The organism is Myroides sp. LoEW2-1 (assembly GCF_009767705.1).
In the GTDB taxonomy this organism is placed as follows: Bacteria; Bacteroidota; Bacteroidia; order Flavobacteriales; family Flavobacteriaceae; genus Flavobacterium; species Flavobacterium album_A.
In genome coordinates this window covers 1-26,016 of sequence record NZ_WSPP01000172.1, presented here as the reverse complement: position 1 = coordinate 26,016, position 26,016 = coordinate 1, and the positions used below count along the sequence as shown (strand labels likewise).

General features: G+C 35.3%; 20 protein-coding genes and 4 tRNA genes. 13 read left to right on the top strand and 11 right to left on the bottom strand.

Going from position 1 to position 26,016, the window contains the following annotated elements; translation table 11 throughout:
- Positions 1-16 precede the first annotated feature (16 nt).
- The 5 genes from gldL (at position 17) to abc-f (ending at position 6,263) form a co-directional block, all read left to right on the top strand.
- Positions 17-676, top strand: a complete 660-nt coding sequence (gene gldL, locus GOQ24_RS10500; protein WP_155092135.1) for a gliding motility protein GldL — start codon at positions 17-19, stop codon at positions 674-676.
- 26 nt (positions 677-702) lie between these two features.
- Positions 703-2,256, top strand: a complete 1,554-nt coding sequence (gene gldM, locus GOQ24_RS10495) for a gliding motility protein GldM (RefSeq protein WP_155092136.1) — start codon at positions 703-705, stop codon at positions 2,254-2,256.
- Positions 2,257-2,294: 38 nt separating this feature from the next.
- Positions 2,295-3,182 (top strand): gliding motility protein GldN, encoded by an 888-nt coding sequence (gldN, locus tag GOQ24_RS10490; protein WP_155092137.1) that lies wholly within the window; start codon positions 2,295-2,297, stop codon positions 3,180-3,182.
- 93 nt (positions 3,183-3,275) lie between these two features.
- On the top strand, positions 3,276-4,331 hold the full coding sequence (locus GOQ24_RS10485) for an NAD(P)/FAD-dependent oxidoreductase (protein ID WP_155092138.1): 1,056 nt from the start codon (positions 3,276-3,278) through the stop codon (positions 4,329-4,331).
- A 6-nt stretch (positions 4,332-4,337) separates the two neighbouring features.
- Entirely contained in the window at positions 4,338-6,263 is a 1,926-nt protein-coding gene (abc-f, locus tag GOQ24_RS10480) for a ribosomal protection-like ABC-F family protein (protein WP_155092139.1), read from the top strand.
- A 116-nt stretch (positions 6,264-6,379) separates the two neighbouring features.
- Here the strand turns inward: abc-f and GOQ24_RS10475 are convergent.
- The 5 genes from GOQ24_RS10475 to GOQ24_RS10455 form a co-directional block, all read right to left on the bottom strand.
- A tRNA-Met gene (locus tag GOQ24_RS10475) sits at positions 6,380-6,452 on the bottom strand.
- A 169-nt stretch (positions 6,453-6,621) separates the two neighbouring features.
- Positions 6,622-6,694, bottom strand: a tRNA-Met gene (locus tag GOQ24_RS10470).
- A gap of 335 nt (positions 6,695-7,029) precedes the next feature.
- Positions 7,030-7,102 (bottom strand) — tRNA-Met (locus GOQ24_RS10465).
- 328 nt (positions 7,103-7,430) lie between these two features.
- Positions 7,431-7,503, bottom strand: a tRNA-Met gene (locus tag GOQ24_RS10460).
- Between the two features lie 69 nt (positions 7,504-7,572).
- A complete protein-coding gene (locus GOQ24_RS10455) occupies positions 7,573-8,235 on the bottom strand; it encodes a CatB-related O-acetyltransferase (protein ID WP_155093094.1) in 663 nt (220 codons plus the stop codon).
- A gap of 155 nt (positions 8,236-8,390) precedes the next feature.
- On the opposite strand from GOQ24_RS10455, the gene era reads away from it, so the two are divergent.
- The 3 genes from era (at position 8,391) to GOQ24_RS10440 (ending at position 13,466) form a co-directional block, all read left to right on the top strand.
- Positions 8,391-9,278 carry a GTPase Era gene (gene era, locus GOQ24_RS10450; protein ID WP_155093093.1) on the top strand — a complete coding sequence of 296 codons (888 nt, stop codon included), beginning with the start codon at positions 8,391-8,393 and terminating at the stop codon, positions 9,276-9,278.
- Positions 9,279-9,335: 57 nt separating this feature from the next.
- The gene (gene der, locus GOQ24_RS10445; RefSeq protein ID WP_155093092.1) at positions 9,336-10,646 is read left to right on the top strand and encodes a ribosome biogenesis GTPase Der; all 1,311 of its coding nucleotides are present in this window, start codon (positions 9,336-9,338) and stop codon (positions 10,644-10,646) included.
- A 69-nt stretch (positions 10,647-10,715) separates the two neighbouring features.
- Positions 10,716-13,466, top strand: a complete 2,751-nt coding sequence (locus GOQ24_RS10440; RefSeq protein WP_155093095.1) for an outer membrane beta-barrel protein — start codon at positions 10,716-10,718, stop codon at positions 13,464-13,466.
- Between the two features lie 172 nt (positions 13,467-13,638).
- On the opposite strand, the gene GOQ24_RS10435 is transcribed toward GOQ24_RS10440, so the two are convergent.
- Genes GOQ24_RS10435 through GOQ24_RS10415 form a run of 5 tightly spaced genes read right to left on the bottom strand, consistent with a single transcriptional unit; the run spans position 13,639 to position 16,866 of the window.
- Complete coding sequence (locus tag GOQ24_RS10435) at positions 13,639-14,502, bottom strand: TPM domain-containing protein (protein ID WP_155093091.1); 864 nt, start codon at positions 14,500-14,502, stop codon at positions 13,639-13,641.
- Positions 14,503-14,505: 3 nt separating this feature from the next.
- The gene (locus GOQ24_RS10430) at positions 14,506-14,946 is read right to left on the bottom strand and encodes a TPM domain-containing protein (RefSeq protein WP_155093090.1); all 441 of its coding nucleotides are present in this window, start codon (positions 14,944-14,946) and stop codon (positions 14,506-14,508) included.
- A 2-nt stretch (positions 14,947-14,948) separates the two neighbouring features.
- Entirely contained in the window at positions 14,949-15,545 is a 597-nt protein-coding gene (locus tag GOQ24_RS10425) for a LemA family protein (RefSeq protein ID WP_155093089.1), read from the bottom strand.
- A gap of 14 nt (positions 15,546-15,559) precedes the next feature.
- Positions 15,560-15,889 (bottom strand): MerR family transcriptional regulator, encoded by a 330-nt coding sequence (locus tag GOQ24_RS10420; RefSeq protein ID WP_155093088.1) that lies wholly within the window; start codon positions 15,887-15,889, stop codon positions 15,560-15,562.
- A complete protein-coding gene (locus GOQ24_RS10415) occupies positions 15,889-16,866 on the bottom strand; it encodes a M23 family metallopeptidase (RefSeq protein WP_155093087.1) in 978 nt (325 codons plus the stop codon). The genes GOQ24_RS10420 and GOQ24_RS10415 overlap by 1 nt, the downstream gene beginning before the upstream one ends.
- 224 nt (positions 16,867-17,090) lie before the next feature.
- On the opposite strand from GOQ24_RS10415, the gene alaS reads away from it, so the two are divergent.
- The 3 genes from alaS (at position 17,091) to GOQ24_RS10400 (ending at position 21,386) form a co-directional block, all read left to right on the top strand.
- Positions 17,091-19,718 carry an alanine--tRNA ligase gene (alaS, locus tag GOQ24_RS10410; protein ID WP_155093086.1) on the top strand — a complete coding sequence of 876 codons (2,628 nt, stop codon included), beginning with the start codon at positions 17,091-17,093 and terminating at the stop codon, positions 19,716-19,718.
- Positions 19,719-19,794: 76 nt separating this feature from the next.
- Positions 19,795-20,751 carry a GSCFA domain-containing protein gene (locus GOQ24_RS10405; protein ID WP_160339654.1) on the top strand — a complete coding sequence of 319 codons (957 nt, stop codon included), beginning with the start codon at positions 19,795-19,797 and terminating at the stop codon, positions 20,749-20,751.
- Between the two features lie 2 nt (positions 20,752-20,753).
- The gene (locus GOQ24_RS10400; protein WP_006259634.1) at positions 20,754-21,386 is read left to right on the top strand and encodes a DUF4230 domain-containing protein; all 633 of its coding nucleotides are present in this window, start codon (positions 20,754-20,756) and stop codon (positions 21,384-21,386) included.
- On the opposite strand, the gene GOQ24_RS10395 is transcribed toward GOQ24_RS10400, so the two are convergent.
- Positions 21,381-23,132 (bottom strand): aromatic amino acid hydroxylase, encoded by a 1,752-nt coding sequence (locus tag GOQ24_RS10395; RefSeq protein ID WP_160339652.1) that lies wholly within the window; start codon positions 23,130-23,132, stop codon positions 21,381-21,383. The genes GOQ24_RS10400 and GOQ24_RS10395 overlap by 6 nt on opposite strands.
- Before the next feature lie 291 nt (positions 23,133-23,423).
- Here GOQ24_RS10395 and GOQ24_RS10390 point away from each other — a divergent pair, with 291 nt between their 5' ends.
- Together GOQ24_RS10390 and GOQ24_RS10385 are read left to right on the top strand one after the other, a co-directional pair.
- Positions 23,424-24,611, top strand: coding sequence for a hypothetical protein (locus tag GOQ24_RS10390; RefSeq protein ID WP_160339651.1), 1,188 nt, complete (start codon positions 23,424-23,426; stop codon positions 24,609-24,611).
- Between the two features lie 196 nt (positions 24,612-24,807).
- On the top strand, positions 24,808-25,935 hold the full coding sequence (locus tag GOQ24_RS10385) for a protein BatD (RefSeq protein WP_160339649.1): 1,128 nt from the start codon (positions 24,808-24,810) through the stop codon (positions 25,933-25,935).
- The last annotated feature ends 81 nt before the right edge of the window (positions 25,936-26,016 follow it).

Sequence of the window (26,016 nt, the reverse complement as noted above, 5' to 3'; positions counted from 1 at the left end):
AAAGAATTATTAGGCTATGGCAATGTCAAAAAAAGTAATGAACTTCTGTTATGGAATGGGAGCTTCAATCGTTATCTTAGGAGCTTTATTTAAGATCACTCACATGGAGGTAGGTCCTCTTAATGGTAATAACATGTTGATTTTCGGTATGGTTGTAGAAGCAATTATTTTTGCTATTTCTGCATTCGAACCTGTTGATGAGGAATTAGATTGGAGTAAAGTTTATCCAGAGTTAAAAGACGGGGAAGCTCGTCAACTGAAAAAAGGTAAGGAGACTCCTGTAGTGGAGAATGTTGAGGTATCGCTTTCAAAGAAATTGGATGAAATGCTAAAAGATGCTAAGATTGACGGTGAGTTAATGAATAGCTTAGGAAATAGTATTCGCAACTTTGAAGCTGCATCTAAAAATATTGCTCCAGCTGTTGATACTGTTGCTTCTTCGCAAAAATACGCTCAAGAAATGACGATCGCTGCTGCTCAATTGGAGTCGTTGAATCAAATGTATAAAGTACAATTAGAAAGTGCAACTTCTAATGCTGAAATTAATAAATCTGTAGCTGAGAATAATGTAAGATTACAAGAACAGATGCAGGCTTTAACGCAGAATTTAGCTTCTTTAAACAATGTTTATGGTGGAATGCTTTCAGCTATGGGAGCAGGAAGAAATGCTAATTAATTTATAATTAAAAAATATTATAGATAATGGCAAAACAGAAATTGACACCGAGACAAAAGATGATTAACCTGATGTATTTAGTGTTCATCGCTATGATGGCACTTCAAATGTCACGTGAGGTTTTATCAGCTTTTGGTATGGTGAACGAGAAGTTTGAGGAGACAACTACTGCTTTGGCAACAAATAATGAGCTTGTATCTCTTAAACAATTGGAACAAAAAGCAGAGGATGATGCTGCAAAGTTCCGAGAGCCTTATAATAAGGCAAAACAAATTAAAGACATTACTGATGCTTTTGTTGTAAAAATTGGCGCGACAAAAGAGCTTATCGTTGAGAAATATAGAGAGGCTGATGGAAGTCTTCCTTTTGAAATGATGGATAAGAGTGATGTTATTGATAATCTTTGGTTTAAAGGAGATAAATTGTCTGATGAAGGAAAGGCATTTATTGCAGATATTGAAGATTATAAGAATAAGATTAATACACTTTTAGGTGAAGATGTAGCATACAAAAATGTAAAGGAAAAGTTTAACAAGAACTTTGACTTGAACGATGTGAAGGATCGTAGTGGTGTGAAAAAACCATACTTAAACTACAACTTCCTTGGGTTTCCTGCTGTGGCATCTTTGACTAAATTATCCGCTATGCAAAATGACGCCCGCGTTATGGAGCAGGATATGTATAATTTGTTGTTAGGAAATAAATTGATCGAAGCTGCTTCTATGAAGAATTATTCAGCATTGATTATTCCTGATAAATCTGTTTATTACGTAGGTGATAACTATTCAAGTACTGTTGCCTTAGGGCGCTATGACAATACAATCCCAAAGAAAGTATTTGTCAATGGCAAAGAAATAGACTTGAATAAATCGCTTCAAAATGGTCAGGTTAAATTGAACTTACCTGCTAATAGCGTAGGAGAACACAATTTCTCTGGTAAATTTGTATTCATTGAAGAAGGAGAAGAAGTACCAGTTGATTTTAAAGGATCATACGTAGTAGTTAGTAGACCAAATAGTGCAACGATATCAGCTGATAAGATGAACGTTGTTTATAGAGGAGTTGATAACCCGATTTCTATTTCATTTGCAGGTATTCCTGATAGTAAGGTAAATGCAAGTGCTCCTGGTTTAAGTAAGGTTGGAAATGGTAAATACGTTTTAAGACCTCAAGGAGGTAGAGAGGTTACTATTAGTGTAACGGGTACATTTGACGACGGAAAAGGAGCTAAAGATTCTAAGGTATTTAGAATTAAAGATATTCCTTCTCCTCGTGGTACTGTTCGTGGTGAGTTTGCTGCTATTGGATCAAAAGAAAACCTGGAAAGGGTGAGTATCGGTGCGAAATTAGAAGATTTTGATTTCGACGTGAATCTAACAGTTAGTAGCTTTGTGGTTCAAATTCCTGGACAACCAAGTATTGTTGTACCTGGAAACAAGATGAACGATAGAGCTAAAGCAGCTATACGCAGAGCTCGTATAGGAGATGTTGTAGTTATCTCTGATATTAAAGCAAAATTACAAGGTGGTGGTGACTATCAGTTGAAAAAAACGGCACCGTGTACTTTTGAAATTAAATAATTACTTCTTAATTTTAAAGAAAGAAAATTTAGAAAAATATGAATTGGAAAAATTTATCACTATTTGTAGTGTTTTCTCTGTTTTCAATAGGATCTTTTGCGCAATCGAACTTATTGAATGCTAAATCTGCTAGTGAAATCGGGCAAAAGTCTTTGTTAGATATTTTAGTTAAATCAGATGGGCCTATTCCTTATGGACAGGTTAATGATAAAGATGTATTATTTGGTATTAAGGTATGGGAGAAAATCTCCTTGTCTGAAAAAGCAAATGAGTCATATTATTTCCCTATTGATGATACAGAAGATAGTGAGCATAAGTCATTATTCCAAGTGTTGTTAGATGGTGTTAAGTCTGGTGCTATTACTGAAGTATATGATAGTAGTGATTTTAAAGTACAACGTACTTTAAAAGATATCGAAGCTTCATTTGTTAAGGTTGATACAACTGACGTAGGTATTGAGTACCTTAATGCTGGAGAAGCTGTGCCAGATGAGTATATTGATCGTACAGAATTGAGATCTTCTGACGTGAGTGCTTATCATATCTTAGGTATGTGGTATTTTGATCGCAATGAAGGACAATTGAGATATCGTTTATTGGGAATCGCTCCTGTTGTTGTAGATATTTATACAAAAGGTAGCGAAAATGAGAACTTCGTAGAGTTGTTTTGGATTTTCTTTGCAGATGCAAGAGATGTCTTATACCAAAGCTATGCGTTCAATCCTAAGAATCCAATGAATCCGATTAACTTTGATCACTTATTGAATTCAAGAAGATTTAGTGCTACTATTTATAAAGCAGATAACCAATATGGTGGTCGTCGTATAGATGAGTACATACAAGGTAATGATTTACAAAAATTGTTTGAAGGTGAAAGAATTAAAGAGTTAATTCGCAACCTGGAAGACGATATGTGGAAATATTAAACTAGGAATTACTAAATTTGTAGTAACTAATTTACTAAGCTCTTATCTAATTAAATTAGATAAGAGCTTTTGTTTTAATAGTATGCGTGTATTATGGTTGATTATATTGTTGTAGGTACAGGGTTGGCCGGTATCTGTTTCACTGAGAAATTAATTAGTGAAGGAAAAAGCTTTAAAGTGATTGATAACGAAGGGCGTTCCTCATCATGGATTGCTGGAGGAATGTATAATCCTGTTGTACTCAAACGCTTTACGGAAGTGTGGAAGATAGATGAACAATTGGATATAGCTTTGCCCTTTTATCAGGGGTTAGAGAAGAAATTAGGAATTCAGTTTTTGTATCCTATGCCTTTGTTTAGACGTCTGTTATCTGTTGAAGAACAAAATAATTGGTTTCACGCTGCGGACAAGCCTAATCTTGAAAGGTATTTGGCTCCTAAGTTGTCAAGGATGGATATCAATGGGGTGGAAGCTCCCTTTGGTTATGGAGAAGTGAAATATACGGGGTACTTGGAAACACACGATTTGATTACAAATTATCGCAACTATCTACATGAAAAGGATTGTTACCTCAAGGAGAGTTTTGACTTTGATCAGCTAACTTATTCAAGTGAATGCGTGACTTATAAAGGTATTCAAGCACGTCATATTGTTTTTGCTGAAGGTTATGGATTGTTGAATAATCCCTTCTTTAAAGAGTTACCTTTGGATGGTACAAAAGGAGAATTAATGTTGGTGAAGATTCCTGACCTCAAGATTGACTTTATGTTGAAGGCTAATGTATTTATCATTCCAATTGGTAATGATATTTATAAAGTAGGAGCAACTTATAATTGGGAGGATAAGTCGGATGATCCCACACAGGAGGCTAAAGAAGAACTTATACAAGGCTTGAAGGATATTATCGATCTTGATTTTGAGATTGTTCTTCACACGGCTGGTGTTCGTCCTACAGTGAAAGACAGAAGACCTTTGTTGGGGAGAAGTTTGGAGTCAGATAGAATACATGTCTTAAACGGATTGGGTACTCGTGGAGTATTGTTAGGCCCTTTTGTAGCTAGTAAATTGTTTAATAATATAGAGAATGGTGAACCTTTAGATGAGCATTTATCCATTCATAGGTATAAAAAATTTAAAATAAAGAATTAATTATATATGTTGAATATTCATAATCTTTCTGTTTCTTTTTCAGGAGAGTATTTATTTGAAAGCGTTACATTTAAGATTGGCGCAGGTGATAGGGTTGGTTTAGTTGGAAAAAATGGAGCTGGTAAATCAACAATGTTGAAGCTCCTGTCAGGAGATATTGAACCGGATACGGGTAGTATTGCAACTGATAAAGATTTAAAGATTGGGTTTCTTAGACAAGATATTGACTTTATTCCAGGTCGCACAGTTTTGGAGGAGGCTTATCAAGCATTCGAGGAAATTAAGTTTGTCGAAAGTGAATTAGAGAAAGTTAATACAGCATTAACAGAACGCACAGATTATGAATCTGAGAGTTATGGTGAGTTAATCGAGAAATTGAGTGATTTAACTCATCGATTTGAAATAATCGGGGGGTATAATTATGTAGGAAACACTGAACGTGTATTACAAGGTTTAGGTTTTAAACGTGAGGAATTTAACAATCTGACTGATACCTTTTCAGGAGGATGGCGCATGCGAATTGAGTTAGCAAAGTTATTGCTTCAGAATAACGACGTCTTGCTACTGGATGAGCCTACTAACCACTTAGATATTGAAAGTATCATCTGGTTAGAGCAATTTTTGAGAACTTATCCGGGAGCTGTTGTTATCATTTCCCACGATAAAATGTTTTTAGATAATGTGACTAATCGCACAATAGAGATTTCGTTAGGGAAGATTTACGATTTTAATAAGCCTTATTCAGAGTACCTTGTATTGCGTGAAGAGCTACGTGAAATACAATTAGCTGCGCAAAAAAACCAAGCTAAAAAAATTGAAGAGACGGAGAAATTAATAGAGAAATTTCGCTACAAGGCTACCAAGGCTTCGATGGCACAATCCCTAATTAAGCGATTGGATAAAGTAGAGCGTATCGAAGTAGATGAAGATGACAACGCGGTGATGAATATTTCTTTCCCTGTGAGTATAGATCCTGGTAAAGTTGTTTTAGAGATTGACGGTGTAACTAAGCGCTTTGGCGATAAAGTTATTTTTAAAGATATTAATCTCTTAGTTGAAAGAGGAACTAAAATTGCATTTGTCGGACAGAACGGTCAAGGTAAATCGACTTTAATTAAGGCTGTTTTAAAGGAGTTTGAGTATGAAGGTACGATTAAGTTAGGTCACAATGTACAGATTGGTTATTTCGCTCAGAATCAAGCCGATTATTTGGATGGTGAAAAAACGATACTCGATACGATGTTAGATGCTGCAAGTGATGGTAATCGTGTGAAAGTGCGCGATATGCTTGGGGCATTCTTGTTTAGAGGAGATGATGTGGAGAAGAAAGTAAAAGTGCTTTCTGGAGGTGAGCGAAATAGATTGGCCTTGTGTAAAATGTTGTTATCTCCAATCAATGTATTGCTTATGGATGAGCCTACCAATCACTTAGATATTAAATCTAAAAATGTATTGAAAGAGGCTTTGAGAAACTTTAAAGGAACTTTAGTATTGGTTTCCCACGATCGTGATTTCTTACAAGGTCTTACAGAGCTTGTTTATGAGTTTAAAGACCAAAAGATTAAAGAGTACTTAGGAGATATTAATTATTTCTTAGAAGAACGCAATGCTCAGAGTATGCGTGAAATTGAAAAGAAGACAGAGGTTGCAAATGTTGTAGATAAGACAGTAAAGAAAGAGGAGCAAAAGAGTCAATCTTTATCTTACGAAGATCAAAAGAAACAGAAGAGCCTTCAGAATAGGCTGAGTAAAATAGAAAGTGAAATAAGTGATCTTGAAAAGAGAATAGCTAAAGACGATGAGCGTTTAGCAGTTGATTACGAAAAGATGATGAATGATGCTACATTCTTTAAGGATTATGAAGCTAAAAAGAAGAAAATAGATGACTTAATGGAAGAATGGGAAAGCATTCAAGAAGAATTATTGTCATAAAGCTAAAAAAGGGTTTACTTTTTAAAGTAAACCCTTTTTTAATTAAGTAGGCGTAATAAAGTTATATGGTTATAAACAAAAAACCACTTGATGTAATAAGTGGTTTAAAAGCTTAGTAGCGGGAACAGGACTCGAACCTGTGACCTTCGGGTTATGAGCCCGACGAGCTGCCTACTGCTCTATCCCGCGATATTGTGGTGCAAATGTAATGCGTTTTTTATCAATTGACAAATAAAGTCAATCTTAATGTAGTTTATAATTTGTAATCCTTTGAACAGCTGCTATAAAGGAGAGTAGGTAAGTTGCTAATTTGGATAAAATAAGAAAAGCCACTTCATTTGAAGTGGCTTTTTATTAGTAGCGGGAACAGGACTCGAACCTGTGACCTTCGGGTTATGAGCCCGACGAGCTGCCTACTGCTCTATCCCGCGATATTGTGGTGCAAATGTAATACGATTATTTGGACTTTACAAATGTTTTTTATTAAAAAGCTTAATTAGTGTGAAAAGGGGGAGGGGGATTTTACTGTTATTCTACTAAAATAGGCGACTGTTGTAAATGTGATCGCTATAGGATTATTCACTGGAAAAATGAGTGTAGGCTAACTTTGCCAAATAACTTTCCCTGCTTAAGTAATAAGCTTAATATTATTTGTAAGATAAGGGAAATGAACTGTTAAGTTTTTAATCCAGTAAAATGGAAAAGTGAAAGTTTATAAAAAAGAAAAACCCCTAAAACCAAATGGAAGCGGTAATAAGGGCCTTAGTAGCGGGAACAGGACTCGAACCTGTGACCTTCGGGTTATGAGCCCGACGAGCTGCCTACTGCTCTATCCCGCGATATTGTGGTGCAAATGTAATGCGTTTATTTGGGGTACACAATATTATTCTGCCAGACATTCTATTTTTTATTTTAGTTTAACAGTTTTCTTGTGTTTAAATATCTGACATTTAAATTGTTGTTTGTTATTTTTGGGAAGGTGTTAAAGTTTGTTTAATGCTTTTTTTCACTGTATAGACGGAGAGGGATGCATTCTTTTGCTCAGAATAGCGTGGCTTGTTTGTTTCTGATATCAGTGTGTTTCCTCTTTGGAGTAAATTAAGCTTAGAAATAGTCGAGAAGTTATAAAAGAGAAAAGCCACTTCATTTGAAGTGGCTTTTTATTAGTAGCGGGAACAGGACTCGAACCTGTGACCTTCGGGTTATGAGCCCGACGAGCTGCCTACTGCTCTATCCCGCGATATTGTGGTGCAAATATAGTAGGAATATTTGGAACCCACAAATCAGCTATGAGAATAATCGCCTATTTTCATAGGTATTCACTGTCTTTCCCTTTTGTATATTCGCTGTTTTGAGCAATAAGTTCATCAATGTTATTGTTACAGAGTAACTTAATAAAGGAGTGGAATTTTTCTTCAGGCCAATCGTAAATTTTTAAATCCATTAATTTTTTTATTGTTTCTTCAGAAAAGCGCTTTTTAATAGGTTTGGCAGGGTTACCTGCAACGATGGTATAAGGTTCTACATCTTTTATCACAACTGCTCCCGAAGCTACGATTGCCCCTTCTCCAATTGTTATACCTGGCATGATCATCGAGCGCATCCCTAACCAAGCTCCGTCTTCTATTATTGTATCTCCCTTGGCTTGATAAGCTTCTTCTATTATTTCTGTAAAGGGATACAGGCTAAACCAATCTGTGCGATGTGTATTGTTGCCTCCCATAAGTATTACTACTTCGGCGGCAATGCACACATACGCCCCAATGTATAGTTGATCAATATGCCAGATGGGATCCCATGTATTAAGACTGTATTCATCACCATAGAGATAGCGCACCACACTTTCTTCAAAGTTCCCTGTCCATGCATTGCTGTAATAAGATGTCGTTCCTTTAATGTGAATGTTTGGGTTTTTTACTGTTTCGTGTAAATATTCTACTTTAGACCAATGTCTTTTGTCTTCTTTTTTCATTTGTAATTATGTTATTTTATCAAGTACCCTAAATAGGTGATTAATTATTAGATAAGTTAGATGCTAAATATATATAAAGTGTTGTTATAAATTTTATTTAATTTTTCCTATGTCATTGATATAAACTACCTTTGCTCTCGAAAAAATAGAATAATATGACGCATAAAGCTGGTTACGTTAACATTATTGGTAATCCAAATGTAGGTAAATCAACATTAATGAATGCTTTAGTAGGAGAGAGATTGTCAATCATCACCTCTAAGGCACAGACTACTAGACATCGAATATTGGGTATTGTAAATGGAGATGACTATCAAATTGTATTCTCCGATACACCTGGTATTATTAAACCTGCCTATGAATTGCAAGAATCAATGATGGACTTCGTAAAATCCGCTTTTGAGGATGCTGACGTGTTGATTTATATGGTAGAGATAGGAGAGAGAGAATTAAAAGATGAGGATTTCTTTGCTCGAATCAATAAGTCAAAGGTACCTGTAATGCTTTTATTGAATAAGATTGACAAATCTAATCAAACTCAATTAGAAGAGCAAGTGGCATTGTGGAGTGAGAAAGTTCCAAATGCTGAGATATTCCCTATTTCTGCTTTAGAGAAGTTTAATACACAGGCTGTTTATGATCGCATCATTGAGTTACTACCAGATAGCCCTCCATATTTCCCTAAAGATGCTTTAACTGATAAGTCTGAGCGTTTCTTTGTGAATGAGATTATTAGAGAGAAGATCCTGTTGAATTACGAAAAAGAAGTGCCTTATGCAGTGGAAGTAGAAACAGAGGAGTTTAAAGAGGAGGATAACATTATTCGAATCAAATCTGTTATCATGGTTGAAAGAGATACCCAAAAAGGGATAATCATTGGACATAAAGGTGCAGCATTAAAGAAAGTGGGAATAGCAGCAAGAGAAGAAATGGAGAAGTTTTTTATGAAAAAGGTCCATTTAGAATTGTTTGTCAAGGTAAATAAAGATTGGAGAAGTAGCGATTATCAGTTACGTCGCTTCGGATATAATCAAAAGAAGTAATAATAAAAATAAAAATGTCGTAATAAACATTAAATTTGCGACCTATTTTGAAATAATATGAGTAGTATAGTAGCCATAGTTGGGAGACCAAACGTAGGAAAATCGACTTTTTTTAATCGTTTGATTCAAAGGAGAGATGCCATCGTAGATTCAGTAAGTGGAGTAACACGTGATAGAAACTACGGCAAATCAGAATGGAATGGGAGAGAGTTCTCTGTCATTGACACAGGAGGATATGTGAAAGGTTCTGATGATGTATTTGAAGGGGAAATTAGACGTCAAGTTAGTTTAGCAATAGACGAAGCAGACGCTATTATATTTGTTGTTGATGTTGAGGAGGGAATAACTCCAATGGATGCAGAAGTTGCTCGCCTGTTGCGTAAAGAAACGAAACCTATTTTTGTAGCAGTTAATAAGGTGGACAGTTCAAAGCGTATGGATGATACTTTTGAATTCTACAACCTTGGATTAGGAGAGATTTTTCCAATTGCAGGAATGAGTGGTAGTGGTACAGGAGATTTATTAGATGCTGTAGTAGCTGCATTACCAGTGGAGGAAGAATTAACGACAGAGGAAGATGAGTTGCCAAGGTTTGCAGTAGTGGGTCGTCCAAATGCTGGTAAATCTAGTTTTATCAACGCTTTGATTGGTGAGGATCGTTATATTGTTACTGATATCGCTGGAACAACAAGGGATGCTATTGATACGAGATTTAATCAGTTTGGTTTTGATTTTAATTTAGTTGATACAGCGGGTATTCGCCGTAAATCTAAAGTAAAAGAAGATTTAGAGTTTTACTCTGTAATGCGTTCTATTCGCGCAATTGAGCATAGTGATGTTTGTATCTTAATGGTTGATGCAACAAGAGGCTTCGAAGGGCAAGATCAAAATATTTTCTGGTTAGCTGAAAAGAACAGAAAGGGAGTTGTTATTCTTGTTAATAAATGGGATTTAGTAGAAAAAGATACGATGACAACTAAACAGTTCGAAGATAAAATTCGTGAAGAGATTGCTCCTTTTACGGATGTGCCGATCGTATTTACTTCGACAGTCACTAAACAGCGTTTATTAAAAGCTTTGGAGACAGCTGTAGCAGTATATGAAAATAGAAAACAACGTATTTCTACGTCTAAGTTCAATGAGGCTATGCTACCTGTAGTAGAGCATACTCCACCACCGGCAATTAAAGGAAAATACATTAAGATTAAATACTGTATGCAGTTGCCTACGCCTACACCTCAGTTTGTATTCTTTGCAAACTTGCCACAGTATATAAAGGATCCTTATAAGAGATATATTGAGAATAAACTTCGTGAGATATATAACTTTGAAGGTGTTCCAATTGATATCTTTTTCCGTCAGAAATAGATTTTTGAATAAATGATAATAACTTAAAGCGGTCTTTGTACATTTGTATAGACCGCTTTTTTTATGGCTATGAAATCGATATATACTTTTTTGACTGTTTTACTCTGTATTAGTTCATTTGGACAGAACGCTATTTCTATAAAGGGAAGAATAGTCGACTCCTTGAATTTGCCTTTAGAGTATGTAACTGTTTATTTGAATAGAGATAAAGATTCTACAATGGTAGGTTATACCGTTACGGATAAAACAGGAAATTTTGATCTGAAGATTCGATCGCTACAAGAGGGAACTTTCCTTAAAGCTTCTATGATGAGTTATCAAGACTTTGTCAAGGAATACCCGAAGGGGATTACAGAGAATGATGATCTTGGTAAAATAGTGCTTAAGGATTTGCCTACTAATTTAGACGAGTTGCTTATTGTTGCTGAGACCCCACCTTTGAGGGTTAGAAATGATACTATAGAGTATAATGCTGGGTCATTTAAGGTTAGGCCTGACGCCAAACTTTTAGATTTGTTAAAGCAACTTCCTGGTTTACAGATAGACGAGAATAAAAAGATAACTGTGAATGGGAAAGAGGTTAATGAGATCTTAGTGAATGGCAAGCCTTTCTTTAGTGAGGATGGTAAAGTAGCTTTGGAAAACTTACCAAGTGAAATCATTAACAAAATCCAAGTTACGGATAAAAAGACTAAAAGGGAAAAATTTACAGGTGAGCGTGCAAAGTCTGATGATGCAAGTATCAACGTGACAATTGATGAGGAAAATAACAAAGGGTACTTCGGACAAGTTAATGCGGGATATGGAACAGATGATCGCTATGAAGCGGGTCTGTTTTTGAATAGTTTTAACAAGAGGAGAAAGATATCAGTCATTGGTTCTGCCAATAATATTAATGCAGTAGGCTTTTCAATGGACGATGTCTTTGATAATATGCGCAGTGGACGTAGTAGAGGAGGCGTTACTGAGTCGAGGATGATAGGGCTAAATTACCTGGAGGATTTTACTGAATTATTGTCGGGAAATGGAAGTTATGATTACAATTTTTCTGAAACTGAGAATAGGAATAAAACGACGTCAACTCGTTTTTTACCAAGTGGTCAGTTTTATAATACGTCTTCTTCTTCATCAAAAAGTGGAGATGAAGGGAATAAAGCCAATTTTTCAATTGATTATCGAGGAGAGAAAGACTTTTTGTCAATTATGCCTAACTTCAGCAAAGGGCATACCTATTCTAATAGTCAGTCAGAAGAAGCATCTTTTGATGAAAATATGAATCCCTTGAACGAGAGCCGTAGTCAGTCATATAGTAGGGGAGATAGTAATAATTTTGCAAACAATATTTCGTATGTGCGCAATTTTAAAAAACCGGGACAGTTCTTATCAGTAAATTTTTCTAATTCAAATTCTAAGGGAAATAATGAAATTCTATTTGAATCTGATACCAAATTCTTTCAATCTGAAAAGGCTGATGATATGCGTAGACAGTTTAAAAATAGTGAAGATGTATCTGATACCTATAGCTTGGATGTGTCATTCAGACAACCGATTACGGACTCATTGTCTTTTGAAGTCGGAACTGAGTGGAACTACAGACAAAGCATCAACAGTATGTACGTTTATGATTATGATGAGGCTACAGGCGAGTATTCCTCTATTAATAAGTTAGAAACGAATCGATATAAAAGTGTTGTAAAGGAAACTAGTCCGTTTGTCAGATTTGCAATTAATAAGAATAAGTTTTCGCTGTATTTTACTTCTTATACTGATATTGTCAAGAACTCAGCAGATGCATTGTACAATGAAAAGGATTACAGTTTAGATAAGTATTACATTAGTCCGCGTTTAAATATGAATACGTTCTTTAACGTGAGTAAAAATGATAATATTTATTTCAGTTATGGATACAATCAGACTTATCAAAGTGCAACAGAGTTATTGGAAATTACGGATATCTCCAATCCACTACACACTAAAGTAGGAAATCCAAACTTGAAACCGACGGATCAACATAATTTTAGTTTTAATTATCGCTCTTATGATTTCCAGACGAGATCTGGGTATTCTATTGGAGGAAATCTCTCCCTACAAGATAATACGATTGTAAATGCAATTGAGTATGACGAGGATATGAAAAGTATCTCAACTTATAAAAACATATCAGGTAATTATCAGTGGTCAGCAAGAGTAAATTTGTTTCAGAACAAGAAGGTAGGTGAGCATAACTTCCGATATGGTATAGGAGTTAGATTTTCTAATCATTTTTCGAAAGGGTATATTGACAATGTTATGTACGAATCTCGAGCAAATACTATTGTGCCGAATGCGTACTTTAGTTATGACTATGGAGAGTTTTTGACTCTACATCCTTCATATACGTATAACTATAATAGAACGAGTTACAATAACTTTACTGTTGATAAAGCTTCAAATTTCACACATAGATTTAATTTAGAGGCTACAACCTATTGGCCTAAGAACTTCATCTTTGGCAATGATTTTAATTACACTTACAACTCTCAAATTGCACAAGGCTATAAAAAAGACTTTTATATGTGGAATATAAGTTTAGCTTATGAGTTTTTTGATAGTAAGTTTAGAGCAAAAGTAAAGGTGTATGATGTGCTCAATCAGAATACCAGTAGTCGACGTACTATCGATCCTACAGAGATTGTGGATTCTGAAAGTTTGGTATTGAAACAATATGTCATGTTTTCTTTAGTGTATAAATTGAATGAGTTTGGAGGTCCAAAGAAGGGAAAAGGTACAAAAGGAGGTCGTGGTAAGCGTGGACAAAGTATGCGTGCATTCCGTATGTAATATTTAAAAAGAGATGATTGTAGTGCTTATGTAATATAAAAGTTCTCATTGAGCATGGGACTTGTATTAGTGTGCAAAAGTACTTTAGAATACGAAAATAGAGATAGTATAAAACAATAAGAGGATATCTGTTTCAGATATCCTCTAATTTGTTTTATATAGTTGAAAAGTTTTACCAGCTTCCACTTGAGCCTCCTCCAGAGAAACCTCCTCCTCCGAAGCCTCCGAAACCTCCTCCAGAAGAACTGCCTCCTCCAGATGACCAGCCACCTCCACCAGATGACCAACCGCCTCTACTACTTGAAGAGCTACTTGATCCACTATTTGAAAGAATAATTACAGTTGCAAGATCTTCTAAGAAGCTGCGATTGCGTTTGTTTCCTCCACCTTTTCCTCCATTGTTTTTGTCTCCTTTATTGAATATAATAGTTCCAACGATGACAAATATGATAGCAAATAGACAGAATAGACCTCCAGTTTCATTGTCTCCTTCTGCGCGAACAGTATTTTTTTTGTCTGACTTGTATACTCCTTTGAGCATTTCAGTCACTCCGTCGACTGCGGTGTGAATCCCTCCATAATAGTCCCCATTTTTGAAATGTGGAATAATTCTATTTCGGATAAGTTCTCCTCCTTGTCCAGCGGTTATATACTGCTCTGCTCCATAACCTGGGTAAATACCAATTTGACGATCTTGTACAGACATCAAAATAACTACCCCATTATCTTTTCCTTTTTCTCCAACTCCCCATTCATGTCCCCATTTTGGTCCTAATAATGAAATATTTTCTCCATTGAGACTTTTTATTATAATGACTAATATCTGAGTAGATGTTTCATTACTGTAATGCGTTAATTTATCAGTCAGCTCTCTTTGTTGTTGAGATGAAAATAAATCAGCATAGTCATAAAGTAATTTTTGATCTTTTAATGCTGGTTTTTTGGGAATATCAAATTGCGCATAATTAACCTGACAAAGCAATATGATTATTGCAAAGGTTAAACTATGGAATACTTTTTTAAACAAATTTTTCATTTGCTATGCTTTTGAAATTTCATTAGGAAGCTCATTCTTGTTGATCTCCTTAGCTGGGAAATAAGCTTTTAGCTTTATTCCTGCCTTGAGGATTCCCTGAATAAGTCCCTGTTTGTATAATCCTTGTTTAAAGTGGTTTATAACCAATTCTTTAGTCCCTTCCCAAAAGTTTTCAGTTTGAACTTTTTGATTAATTCCCTCATCCCCAAGAATGACAAAAGATTTTGAATTAATGCATAGATAGAATAGAACCCCGTTGCGCTCTTTCGTATTCTGCATTCCAAGCTCGAAGAATACCTTTTGCGCTCTTGCCATAGGTTCTTCGTTGCTGTTTGTCTCAATGTGAATGCGTATTTCACCAGAAGTGTTTGCTTCTGCCTGTGTTATTGCTTGTACAATTTCCTTTTCATCTTGTGTAGATAAATAGTCTCTGATAGTAGGCATAATTAAAAATTAAATTCCACTTCTACAGGTTTATCAGCACCTTGTACTGCATTGAAATACGGTTTTTCTTTGTAACCATACATTCCCGCAAAAACAGAGTTAGGAAATTTCAAAATATAACCGTTATAATCCATGATAGCACTATTGAAACGCACACGTTGTGTTTGTATCGTGTTTTCAGTACTTGCTAATTCATCCTGCAGTTTTAAAAAGTTAGTATTAGTTTTTAGTTCAGGGTAATTTTCTGAAACCACTAATAGTTTACTTAAACTTGACGCCACGTTGCTTTGTACTTGATTGAAGTTTTCTAACTGTTCAGGAGTCATATTGCTTGGGTCAATAGTTACTTTTGTCGCTTCAGCACGTGCTTTAACTACCGCTTCTAAAGTACCCTTTTCGAAATCTGCCGCACCTTGTACAGTTTTAACTAAGTTTCCGATTAAATCATTTCTTCTTTGGTATGCTGCCTGCACATCTGCCCATTGTTTTTGTTCCGTCTGACTTAATGCTACGATATCATTTTTGATACCAACAGAGTACATAAATATTCCTGCAATTACAACCACAAGAACGATGATAGGAACTAATGCTTTTTTCATAGTAATTTTTCTTTTTAAAGTTCGTTTTTAATATTTATTAAGGTGTTTTTAATATTCTCTAATTTTTTTATCAGCTCAAAGTTGTTCATTTCTGACTTAGGTTGCTTCTTTAAGTATTCTTTGGCTCCCTCAATTGTGAAGCCCCTTTCTTTTAGCAAGTGATAAATCAATTCAAGGTTTTCGATGTCCTTATGTGTGAACATGCGATTTCCTTTTGCATTTTTTTTAGGATTAATGATGTCAAATTCTTTTTCCCAGAAGCGCAATGTCGAAGCATTTAGGTCAAAAGCATTCGCTAATTCTCCTATACTGTAATAACGTTTGTCAGGTAAATTTAGTTTCATTAGTCAAGTGATTGATTTTCTTGATTAGCCTCTTGTGAAAGTAATTCAAACTCTTTAGCAGAAATATCGCCATAATAGTAGTTTAGAGGGTTTACTACATTACCTAAGTAGTGCACTTCATAGTGTAAGTGTGGTCCCGAACTACGTCCAGTACTACCGACATACCCTATGATATCACCGCGTTTAACTGCTTGTCCTTGTCGAGCATTATATCGACTTAAGTGAGCGTATCTCGTCAAGTAACCATGTCCATGATCTACTTCTATTAGATTTCCATATCCTGATAATTCATTATTAGCACGGATTATTTTACCATCACCAGTAGCGTAAACAGGAGTTCCAGTTTCTGCAGAGAAGTCCATTCCAGCGTGGAACTTTTTAATTTTTGTAAAGGGATCACTACGATACCCATAACCAGAGGCCATGCGTTTTAGATCTTCATTTTTTACTGGTTGAATCGCGGGAATTGATGCAAGGAATGCCTCTTTACCCTTAGCTAACTCAATGATGTCATCTAAAGATTGTGACTGTATGGCTATTTGCTTTGATAGCATATCCATCTTCTCGTTCGTCGTTGTTAGGATTTTTTCATTTGTTAACCCTATAAACGAGCGATATCTGTTTATTCCCCCTAATCCTGACCTTCTTTGTTCATCGGGAATAGGAGCTGTATTAAAGTATGCGCGGTAAATGTCATTATCTCTTACTTCAAGTTCATCTAATACTTCTGCAACTAAGTCCAGTTTCTTGTTCAAAAGTAGATAGTTTGTTTTGAACTCTGCTATTTCTCTCTCTTGTACTTTTTCTTTAGGTGTTTGCAGGATATTAGTGTTAATGAGTACGAATAATCCAAGTACACCAAAGATGGCAGAAGAAAGTATGAATAAGAAGACATTACCTAAGTATCTAAACTTTTTAGGTCTAATTTTTAGGAACGCTAATTTTTCAGGGTCGTAATAATATTTTACCTTAGCCATATTTTAAAAAAACACTATTTTTGCACTAAAATTTTAATCTTCATTAAAGTGGAAAAAGATTGATAGCTAACAAATTTAAAAAATGTTTTCATTACAGCTATTGTTTTCTTTAGTAGAAGAATAAAAAAAAGTAATAAAATAGAATATTTAGCTGTTTTTTAACAATGTTGAGGTAAAAAACAGTAATTGAGAATTTGAATTAAAATTTATAGTTTCCAAAGGATATGAAATCACAAGAAATTCGTCAGAAGTTTTTAAACTTTTTTGAAGAAAGAGGTCACATGGTTGTACCTTCTGCGCCGATCGTTCTGAAAGACGATCCAACTTTAATGTTTAATAACTCTGGGATGGCCCAGTTTAAAGAGTATTTCTTAGGAAACGCCAAGCCTAAAAGTAACCGTATCACTGATACACAGAAGTGTCTTCGCGTGTCTGGTAAGCACAATGACTTAGAAGAGGTAGGTATCGATACATACCACCACACAATGTTCGAGATGCTAGGGAACTGGAGTTTCGGAGATTACTTTAAGAAAGAAGCTATCAATTGGGCTTGGGAATTATTGACTGAAGTTTATAACATCCCTAAAGATATTTTATACGTTACTGTATTTGAAGGTAGCGAAGAGGAGAACGTTCCTTTTGACCAAGAAGCTTATGATATCTGGAGTACCCTAATCGGCAAGGATCGTATCCTGATGGGGAATAAGAAAGATAACTTCTGGGAAATGGGAGATCAAGGACCGTGTGGACCATGTACTGAGATACACGTAGATATCCGTAGTGCTGAGGAGAAGGCAAAGATAGCGGGTAGAGAATTAGTGAATGGAGATCATCCACAGGTAGTAGAGATCTGGAATAACGTATTTATGGAGTTTAACCGTAAAGCGGATGGTTCTCTAGAGAAGTTACCTGCTCAGCACGTAGATACAGGTATGGGGTTTGAGCGTCTATGTATGGTGCTTCAAGGAGTACAGTCTAACTATGACACAGATGTATTCTCTCCACTTATCGCTAAAGTATCTGAGTTAACAGGTGGTAAATACACAATGAAAGCAAAAGATGATGAGGAAGAGAAGATTAATATCGCTATCCGCGTTATCGTTGACCACGTGAGAGCAGTTGCCTTTGCTATTGCAGATGGGCAGTTGCCTTCTAACAATGGAGCAGGGTATGTGATCCGTCGTATCTTACGTCGTGCTATTCGCTATGCATTTACATTCTTAGATAAGAAAGAACCATTCATCTATGAGTTAGTAGAGGTGTTAAGTACACAGATGGGAGCATTCTTCCCAGAAATCACTAGTCAAAAAGAATTAGTGAAAAACGTGATTAAAGAAGAAGAAACTTCTTTCTTAAGAACGTTAGAGCAAGGGTTACATTTATTAGACAATGTAATCAAACAAACAGAAGGTAAAGTAGTATCAGGAGTGAAGGCTTTTGAACTATACGATACTTTTGGTTTCCCTATTGACTTGACAGCGCTTATCCTTAGAGAGAAAGGGTATGAACTAGACGAAGCTGGTTTTGACGCAGCAATGTTAGAACAAAAAACACGTTCTCGTGCGGCTTCAGAAGTATCTACTGATGACTGGACTGTATTAGTGTCAGGAAATGTAGAGCAGTTCGTAGGATATGATCAGTTAGAGAATGAAGTAAAGATCACTCGTTATAGAAAGATTGATAGTAAGAAAGATGGTAAGTTATTCCAAATCGTATTAGATTCTACTCCATTCTATCCAGAAGGGGGAGGACAGGTAGGAGATACTGGAGTATTAGTATCTGCTAATGACACGATCCAAGTAATCGATACGAAAAAAGAGAATAACTTAATATTACATATCGTAAGAGAGCTTCCTGCTAATGTAGAAGGAACTTTAGTAGCGAAGGTAGATGTAGAAGCGCGTAAGCAATCTATGGCTAACCACTCTGCTACTCACTTACTACACCAAGCATTGCGTACTATCTTAGGTACTCACGTAGAACAAAAAGGTTCGTTAGTAGCTCCTACGCACTTGCGCTTTGACTTCTCTCATTTCTCTAAAGTGACAGAAGAAGAGTTAGCACAAGTAGAGGCATTCGTGAATGATAGAATTCACGATCACTTGCCTTTAGTAGAGCGCAGAAGTATACCGATGGCTCAGGCTATCGCTGAAGGTGCTATGGCATTATTCGGTGAGAAGTATGGTGATGAGGTACGTGCTATTAAGTTTGGAGAGAGTATGGAACTATGTGGAGGTACTCACGTAGGAAATACAAGTGATATCTGGCAGTTCAAGATCGTAAGTGAAGGGGCTGTAGCTGCAGGTATTCGTCGTATTGAGGCGATTACGAATAAAGCTGCTCGTCAGTTCTACGCAGAACAAGAAGATACATTAAAAGAGCTTAAAGCAGTATTAAAGAATCCACAAGATACCTTAAAAGCGGTAGTATCTCTTCAAGATGAGAATGCTAAACTTAAAAAACAAGTAGAGCAATTATTAAAAGAGAAAGCAAAGAACCTAAAAGGAGACTTAAAAGGTCAAATCCAAGAGGTAAACGGTATCTCTTTCTTAGCTGTAGAAGTGGACTTAGATGCTGCTGGAGCAAAGGACCTTGCGTATGAGTTAGGTAATGAGTTCTCTAATCTATATGTACTGCTTGGTAGTGTAGCGAATGATAAGCCAATGCTGACTTGTTATGTATCTAAAGATATAGTAGAGAGCAAAGGTCTTAATGCAGGTACTATCGTACGTGAGTTAGGTAAACACATCCAAGGTGGTGGTGGTGGACAAGCGTTCTTCGCTACAGCAGGAGGTAAGAACCCAGCAGGTATGGCAGACGCTATCGCTCACGCAAAAGATTATTTGAAATAGTATTATATTTGCAATTATAATAGAAAAAAAGATTCTCATATGAGAATCTTTTTTTTGTTCAAGAGTTCATCAGATTATGAAGTTTAGTACAGTAGTGCCTACTAAGGTAGCAAAGGATAGAATTAAATACGAGCATAAGATCTTATCTATGGGATCTTGTTTTGCTGTGAATATAAGTGATAAGCTAAAAGAGTATCAGTTCCAAAGTGTGGTGAATCCATTCGGTATTCTGTTTCACCCTATTGCGATAGAGCGCATATTAGAGTATGCGGTGAAAGGGCATGAATTTACAAGTGCAGATGTGTTCTGTCATAACGAGGTGTGGAGTAGCTTTATCGCACATTCTGATTTGAATGAGTTAGAAGAAGAAGATATCGTGACGAAGCTGAATGTAAAGTTGTTTGACTTACAGGTAGCTTTAAAAGAGAGCTCGTTTATGTATATTACTTTAGGAACAGCTTGGGTATATGAGCATATCGAGAGTGGAATGGTTGTTGCCAATTGTCATAAGGTAGCGCAGAGTAATTTCAAAAAGAGATTATTAAGTATTGAAGAAGTGAAGGTTAGATTGTCTAAAATTATTACATTAGTACAAGCTATTAATCCAGATATACAGATTGTGTTTACAGTGTCTCCAGTGAGACATTTTAAAGATGGTATCGTAGAGAATCAGAGAAGTAAGTCAGTATTATTTACTGCCCTACACGATGTGTTAGATCAGCAAAGCGGAGATAAAATTAGTTACTTCCCTTCTTATGAGATTGTAATGGATGAGCTAAGAGATTATCGCTTTTATAAAGCTGATATGTTACATCCAAATGAGTTGGCGATAGACTATATCTGGGAGCGCTTTGTGACAACGTGGATTCATCCTGATATGTATCCAATCATGCATAAAGTAGATGAGGTGCAAAAAGGATTGAACCATAGACCTTTTAACCCTACTGCAGAACAACACTTAGCTTTCTTAGATACATTGGTAGCCAAGATAGATTACTTATTAGAGAAATATCCATTTATGAACTTTAGATAGTTATGAGAAAGTTATTGCGCGTACTCTTCGGTATATTTATAGTGCTCTTCTTTATGTTTGCAGGAGTTGTTTTGTATAACAGCTTTGTGAAGGGGGATAAAGATGATATGCAATACAATACAGCTCTAATCCAAGAGCAGTTAAAAAATGTGAGTAAATTAGTGGTGACAGAAGCTACTTTCTCACAAGTAATGACGTATAAGGATCAGCAGAAATACTTTTTAAATATGCTTTCTTTTGATAAAAAGGCTGTGGTTATTATTAATGCAAAGGCTACAGTGTCTTATGATTTGAGTCAACTGCAATATCAGATTGATGAGAAGAATAAGGTAGTGCAATTAATATATATACCAGAAGCAGAAGTTAATATCTATCCTGACTATAAAATACTAGATGTAGAACAGAGTACTTTCAACCCTTTTAAAGGAGATGACTACAATAAGATTAATGCAAAAGTGAAGAAAGACTTAGAAGATAAAATAGAAAAGTCCACTTTAAAATCGAATGCGGAGAATCGACTTATAAGTGAACTTTCTAAAATATTAATAGTTACCAATACTCTAGGTTGGAAACTAGAGTATCAGGGTAACGTTATTCAAAGTGATAAAGACTTGGTATTAGATATAGCTTTATAAGCTTTTTAGAATAATATCTATACCGTCTTTGATTAAATGAGCTACTTCAGGTCTGTTTGTTTGAACAGATTTAAGGTGGCTCATTGCTTTTTCAGCTAATACTGTATTTGAAGCTTTTTTAGCTAATTCCAGTATTTCTACTGTAAGTAACCAATCAGAAGGGTATTCATTGATTAGAACATCTAGTACGTTGTTTAAATCAGTTGATTTATTCTCTTCTCTCATGGCTCTAACTTCTTGGTAGAAGTTTTCAAGCTTTATTTTATTCTCGTCTCTTTTTGCTTTTATTGTTTGGCTAGAAGGAACGTGATTGATTAGATCAAAACTGTGGTAGTCAGCAGGCCCTGAGAAAGCAGAAATCACATGAGCACCAACAGCCATATCATAAGTCCCCCATTCTGGTTGGAATAGTACTTCATCATTGTGCTTCACTGTACAGTCACTGAAACTAATCAGAATAATCTTACCATGTATATTGCGAATACCCGTGATATTAGTTCCAGATACAGTGATCCCTCCTTCGAACTCTAGAGTTACTGGCTTGCCTTCATATAAGTTATAAGCTTTTAGATCTCTAGGGCTCATATCTTCTATAGCAAGGTTGATTCCCTTTAAACGACCTAATGCAGTACCAAAACCATGTGGATGAGTCTCTGTGCCGTGTCCTACTAATTCTTTCTCTCTATAGGCTAAAGCTGTTTTGCCTGCTGTCTGTACATAAGCAGGTTTGCCTTCGTGTTCGATTACACGTGTAAATACACCTGATATCTGTAGACCTGTATTCAGTTCTATCGTACCTAAGGCTTTAGAGTCTATTAGTTTGTTTATTCCCATTAAGCCTCCTTTTCTTAAAGCCATCTTATTTGCAAACTCTTCTAATACTTCACTTAGATAAGCAAAGTCAGGAGTTACATATAACTGAGGCTGAGGCTTAGTGATATCAAAGCCTTGGTATGCAGCTTCTATGCTGTAAGGAAGTTTTTTTACATTATCAGTCATACACCACGCACTCTCTCCGATAGAAGATAGTAAGCCTGCTCCGTATATCTTAGGGTTATCCGTAGTACCGATTAATCCATACTCTACTGTCCACCAGTGAAGATTACGGATAAGTGCCATCTCAGAAGGTTCTTCTGTTATACCTTGTAAATAATCTACCTGCTCTTCTGCCTTTTTGATTTCCTCAGGGTCTACACCCTCAGCCTCTTTTAAGATAGATAGTAAGCGGATAGCTTCATATATCTCATAGTCTCTGCCAGAAGAAATAGCCTTACAGCCTATCTCTCCGAAGCGTCTCAGATACTCAGCATACTCAGGGTTAGCGATAATAGGAGCATGTCCTGCCCCTTCGTGTATAATGTCTGGTGCAGGTGTGTATTCTATATTCTCTAATTGTCTAATATCTGATGCAATAACAAGTACTTTATAAGCCTGAAACTCCATAAAGGCATTCGGTGGTATAAAGCCATCTACTGCTACAGCAGCCCAACCTATTTCTTTTAATATTCTATTCATCCCATACATACTAGGGATGCTTTCTATAGAAATACCTGTTTTAGCTAGACCGTCAAGATATGATTCGTGAGCAACTTTAGATAGATAATCAACATTTTTACGCATAACGTATCGCCACACAGCTTGATTAATAGGTGTATAATCCTGATAACTCTGTGGTTTGATAAATTGTTTTAAATGCTGTGGCAATCTTTCGATCAAGTCGTTACTTTCATATTCTTGTGTTTTCATAAATGAAATTTGTTATTGTTTGTCGTAAATATAATAAAAATCCTTGTGGAAGGTATATTAACAGTTGATATCTGTTGTATATGATGCGATTATTATTTTATTAATTTTAAGTTTTCATATATTTTAAAAGCTTATGTATGCTGTGTTATTTATGTGATATGTGTAATAATGATTATTTGATTTAAGTTTTTTTTAAGTAAAAATATTGAAAAAATTAACGAAATAGTTTTTTTGATTCAAAATAGTTTTTATCTTGCTACCAAATTTAATAACCCAAAATAACTAACTTATATGAAAAAACTATTTATGTTTTTGGCTGTAGCAGGTCTAGCTACATTCGGAGTGTCATGTAGCAGTGATGACAACTCATCAGATTCAGGTAAAGAGAGCAAACAATTGGTTCTTAGTGCTGATCGTGTTGATGTAAAAGAAGGTGATCTTGTAAAGTTTACAGTACAAGCTGACAAGAAAAATGTCGACGGTGCAAAGATTTACGTTGATGGTGTAGAGGCTGGTATTGAGCATGTTTTTGAGAAAGAAGGTACTTTTAATGTAGTAGCTAAAAAGGCAAATTTTGAAGATAGTGCTGCTTTAAAAATAACTGTAACTAAGAAAGATGGTACAGATCCAGACACAGAGAAGAAAACATTCACTTTAGTAGCTGATAAAGCTGATGTTAAAGTGGGAGAAACAGTAACATTTTCTGCAAAAGAAAATAATGTAGCAATCTCTGGATTTAAAGTTAAGGTTGTAGGTGGTGCTGAGTTACCAGGTTTAACATGGAAGGCTGAAAAAGAAGGTGTTGTGAAATTCATAGCTACTAAGGATGGATATAACGATACAGCTGAAATTACAGTAAATGTTACGAAAGATGAGGCTCCAAAAGGTAACTTTATGTCTGTAAATGGAAAAAACTTTGACATTGATGAAGCTTCTACAAAGTTATTAGCTGAAACTATTATTCATGATGGAGAAAATTATATTAGATTATATAGTTTAGATACTGAGGAAGGAAAGATTTTCTATTGTAGGTTTGCAGTTGATGTACGCACTAAGAATTTTGCAATTGCAGGAGAAAATGTAACAGGTGCTGTTTCTAGAGTTTACAAGATTGTTATACAAGATGAAGCAAGTGAAGAAGTTTTTTATCCTGGTATGGATCCAAATAGAGAGTTAAATGTAAACGGATTTGTTCTGTCAGAGAATGGTGATGTTGATTTTAAAGGAGAAGAAGTTATTACACAATTAGATGTAAAACTAAAAGAGTTTGCTGATAAAACAGGAAATGTTAAAGCAACTGTTAAAGATGATGCACAAAAGTTTGAACTTAAGTATGATGGAAATATTGCTGCAATGTACAGTATTGATACTACAAATCAACCAGATGCTAAAGGAACTAAATCTTTTAATCATTCAAGTAACATGAAAAATGTTAGTATTTCTAAAGGTCAAGTATTGTCAAAATTATTAGTAAAATAATCACAAAATACGATTTACAGAATTTTAAAAAGCAGTTGCCATGGCAACTGCTTTTTTGTTTGATATAAGCGATCTGTTATAAGAGGTTTCTTTGTAAAGTTTTAATAATAGTTTTTTTGTCTTTGAATAGCTTGCTTTTTTTGAAGAGTGCTTCAATAATTTGGTCTTTTAATCAATAACCAAATAAATTATAATTATGAAGAAGCTATTTATGTTTTTAGCTGTTGCTGGTTTAGCGACATTTGGAGTGTCGTGTAGCAGTGATGATAATTCGTCCAATGAAGATAAAATGACCCATCAATTGATACTCAACGCAGATCGTGTTGACATAAAGGTTGGTGATAAGGTAAATTTTTATGTACAAGCAGATAGAAAGAATGTTGATGGAGCGAAGATTTTTATCAATGGAGAAGAGGCATCAAACGAATATGTATTTAATGAAAGTGGAACTTTTGAAGTTTATGCAAGTAAAGTAAATTTTAAAGATAGTTCTATTCTTAAGATAAATGTGGTAGCTGATGATGAAGGACCTAAACCAAGTAAGAGTTTCACTTTATCTGTTGATAAATCTGAAGTGAAATTGGGGGATGTTGTAACTTTTACAGCCAAAGATAATAAGGAAGATATTTTTGGGTTTACAGTTCAAATGGTAGGAGGAACAAAAATAAATGGAACGACTTGGACAGCAAATAAAGATGGAGTTGTTAAATTTGTAGCTACCAAAGAAGGATATAAAACTTCGAATGAAGTTTCTGTTAATGTATTGAAACAGGATACACCTATGCCAACTGAGAATTTTATTTCTTTGGGAAATAAAAGCATTGATTTAAAAGGAAGTGCTTTCTTTTATTTTAGTAAAGGTGGATCGGTTTATTCTGAAGTAATTGACGGTAAAACTTTTGTGCCTTTCATCATTAGAACATTTACTGTTAAGATTGATGACTCGATATCAGGAACAGAATATGAGAATTCTGGATCTTTATTGTTTTATGTAGAACAAGAAGAGAACTCAAAAGCCCTACGTTTACCATGGCAGGTTACGACTAATGAACAGATTGTTATCGTAGATTTTAGAGGGAAAGTTTTTGGCGTTGAATTTCAGGCTGATGAAAAAACTATGTATAGTATTCCTGTTTTTACTACTCCAAATAAAGATAACGGTAAAGGAAATGTAAAACTTGCTGTTAAGGGGACGGATAAAGTATCAGGAAATTCATTAGCATCTGATTTTGATGGTGAGTACCAAGCATATTATAAAATTGATTTGGATAATAGTAATGCGAAATCTATTAAAAACGAATTTAAAATCATTGTTGTCCGATAAAAAGAGTAGTTTTTTCAGACTACTCTAATTTTTAGTAAGTTTGAAGTAACCACACTTTAAACTACTATGGGTAAAAATAGT

Bases quoted from the DNA above. Each gene is read 5' to 3' on its own strand.
- gldL (WP_155092135.1), top strand. From the start codon at position 17: ATGGCAATGTCAAAAAAAGTAATGAACTTCTGTTATGGAATGGGAGCT.
- gldM (WP_155092136.1), top strand. From the start codon at position 703: ATGGCAAAACAGAAATTGACACCGAGACAAAAGATGATTAACCTGATG.
- gldN (WP_155092137.1), top strand. From the start codon at position 2,295: ATGAATTGGAAAAATTTATCACTATTTGTAGTGTTTTCTCTGTTTTCA.
- GOQ24_RS10485 (WP_155092138.1), top strand. From the start codon at position 3,276: ATGGTTGATTATATTGTTGTAGGTACAGGGTTGGCCGGTATCTGTTTC.
- abc-f (WP_155092139.1), top strand. From the start codon at position 4,338: ATGTTGAATATTCATAATCTTTCTGTTTCTTTTTCAGGAGAGTATTTA.
- GOQ24_RS10455 (WP_155093094.1), bottom strand. From the start codon at position 8,235: ATGAAAAAAGAAGACAAAAGACATTGGTCTAAAGTAGAATATTTACAC.
- era (WP_155093093.1), top strand. From the start codon at position 8,391: ATGACGCATAAAGCTGGTTACGTTAACATTATTGGTAATCCAAATGTA.
- der (WP_155093092.1), top strand. From the start codon at position 9,336: ATGAGTAGTATAGTAGCCATAGTTGGGAGACCAAACGTAGGAAAATCG.
- GOQ24_RS10440 (WP_155093095.1), top strand. From the start codon at position 10,716: ATGAAATCGATATATACTTTTTTGACTGTTTTACTCTGTATTAGTTCA.
- GOQ24_RS10435 (WP_155093091.1), bottom strand. From the start codon at position 14,502: ATGAAAAATTTGTTTAAAAAAGTATTCCATAGTTTAACCTTTGCAATA.
- GOQ24_RS10430 (WP_155093090.1), bottom strand. From the start codon at position 14,946: ATGCCTACTATCAGAGACTATTTATCTACACAAGATGAAAAGGAAATT.
- GOQ24_RS10425 (WP_155093089.1), bottom strand. From the start codon at position 15,545: ATGAAAAAAGCATTAGTTCCTATCATCGTTCTTGTGGTTGTAATTGCA.
- GOQ24_RS10420 (WP_155093088.1), bottom strand. From the start codon at position 15,889: ATGAAACTAAATTTACCTGACAAACGTTATTACAGTATAGGAGAATTA.
- GOQ24_RS10415 (WP_155093087.1), bottom strand. From the start codon at position 16,866: ATGGCTAAGGTAAAATATTATTACGACCCTGAAAAATTAGCGTTCCTA.
- alaS (WP_155093086.1), top strand. From the start codon at position 17,091: ATGAAATCACAAGAAATTCGTCAGAAGTTTTTAAACTTTTTTGAAGAA.
- GOQ24_RS10405 (WP_160339654.1), top strand. From the start codon at position 19,795: ATGAAGTTTAGTACAGTAGTGCCTACTAAGGTAGCAAAGGATAGAATT.
- GOQ24_RS10400 (WP_006259634.1), top strand. From the start codon at position 20,754: ATGAGAAAGTTATTGCGCGTACTCTTCGGTATATTTATAGTGCTCTTC.
- GOQ24_RS10395 (WP_160339652.1), bottom strand. From the start codon at position 23,132: ATGAAAACACAAGAATATGAAAGTAACGACTTGATCGAAAGATTGCCA.
- GOQ24_RS10390 (WP_160339651.1), top strand. From the start codon at position 23,424: ATGAAAAAACTATTTATGTTTTTGGCTGTAGCAGGTCTAGCTACATTC.
- GOQ24_RS10385 (WP_160339649.1), top strand. From the start codon at position 24,808: ATGAAGAAGCTATTTATGTTTTTAGCTGTTGCTGGTTTAGCGACATTT.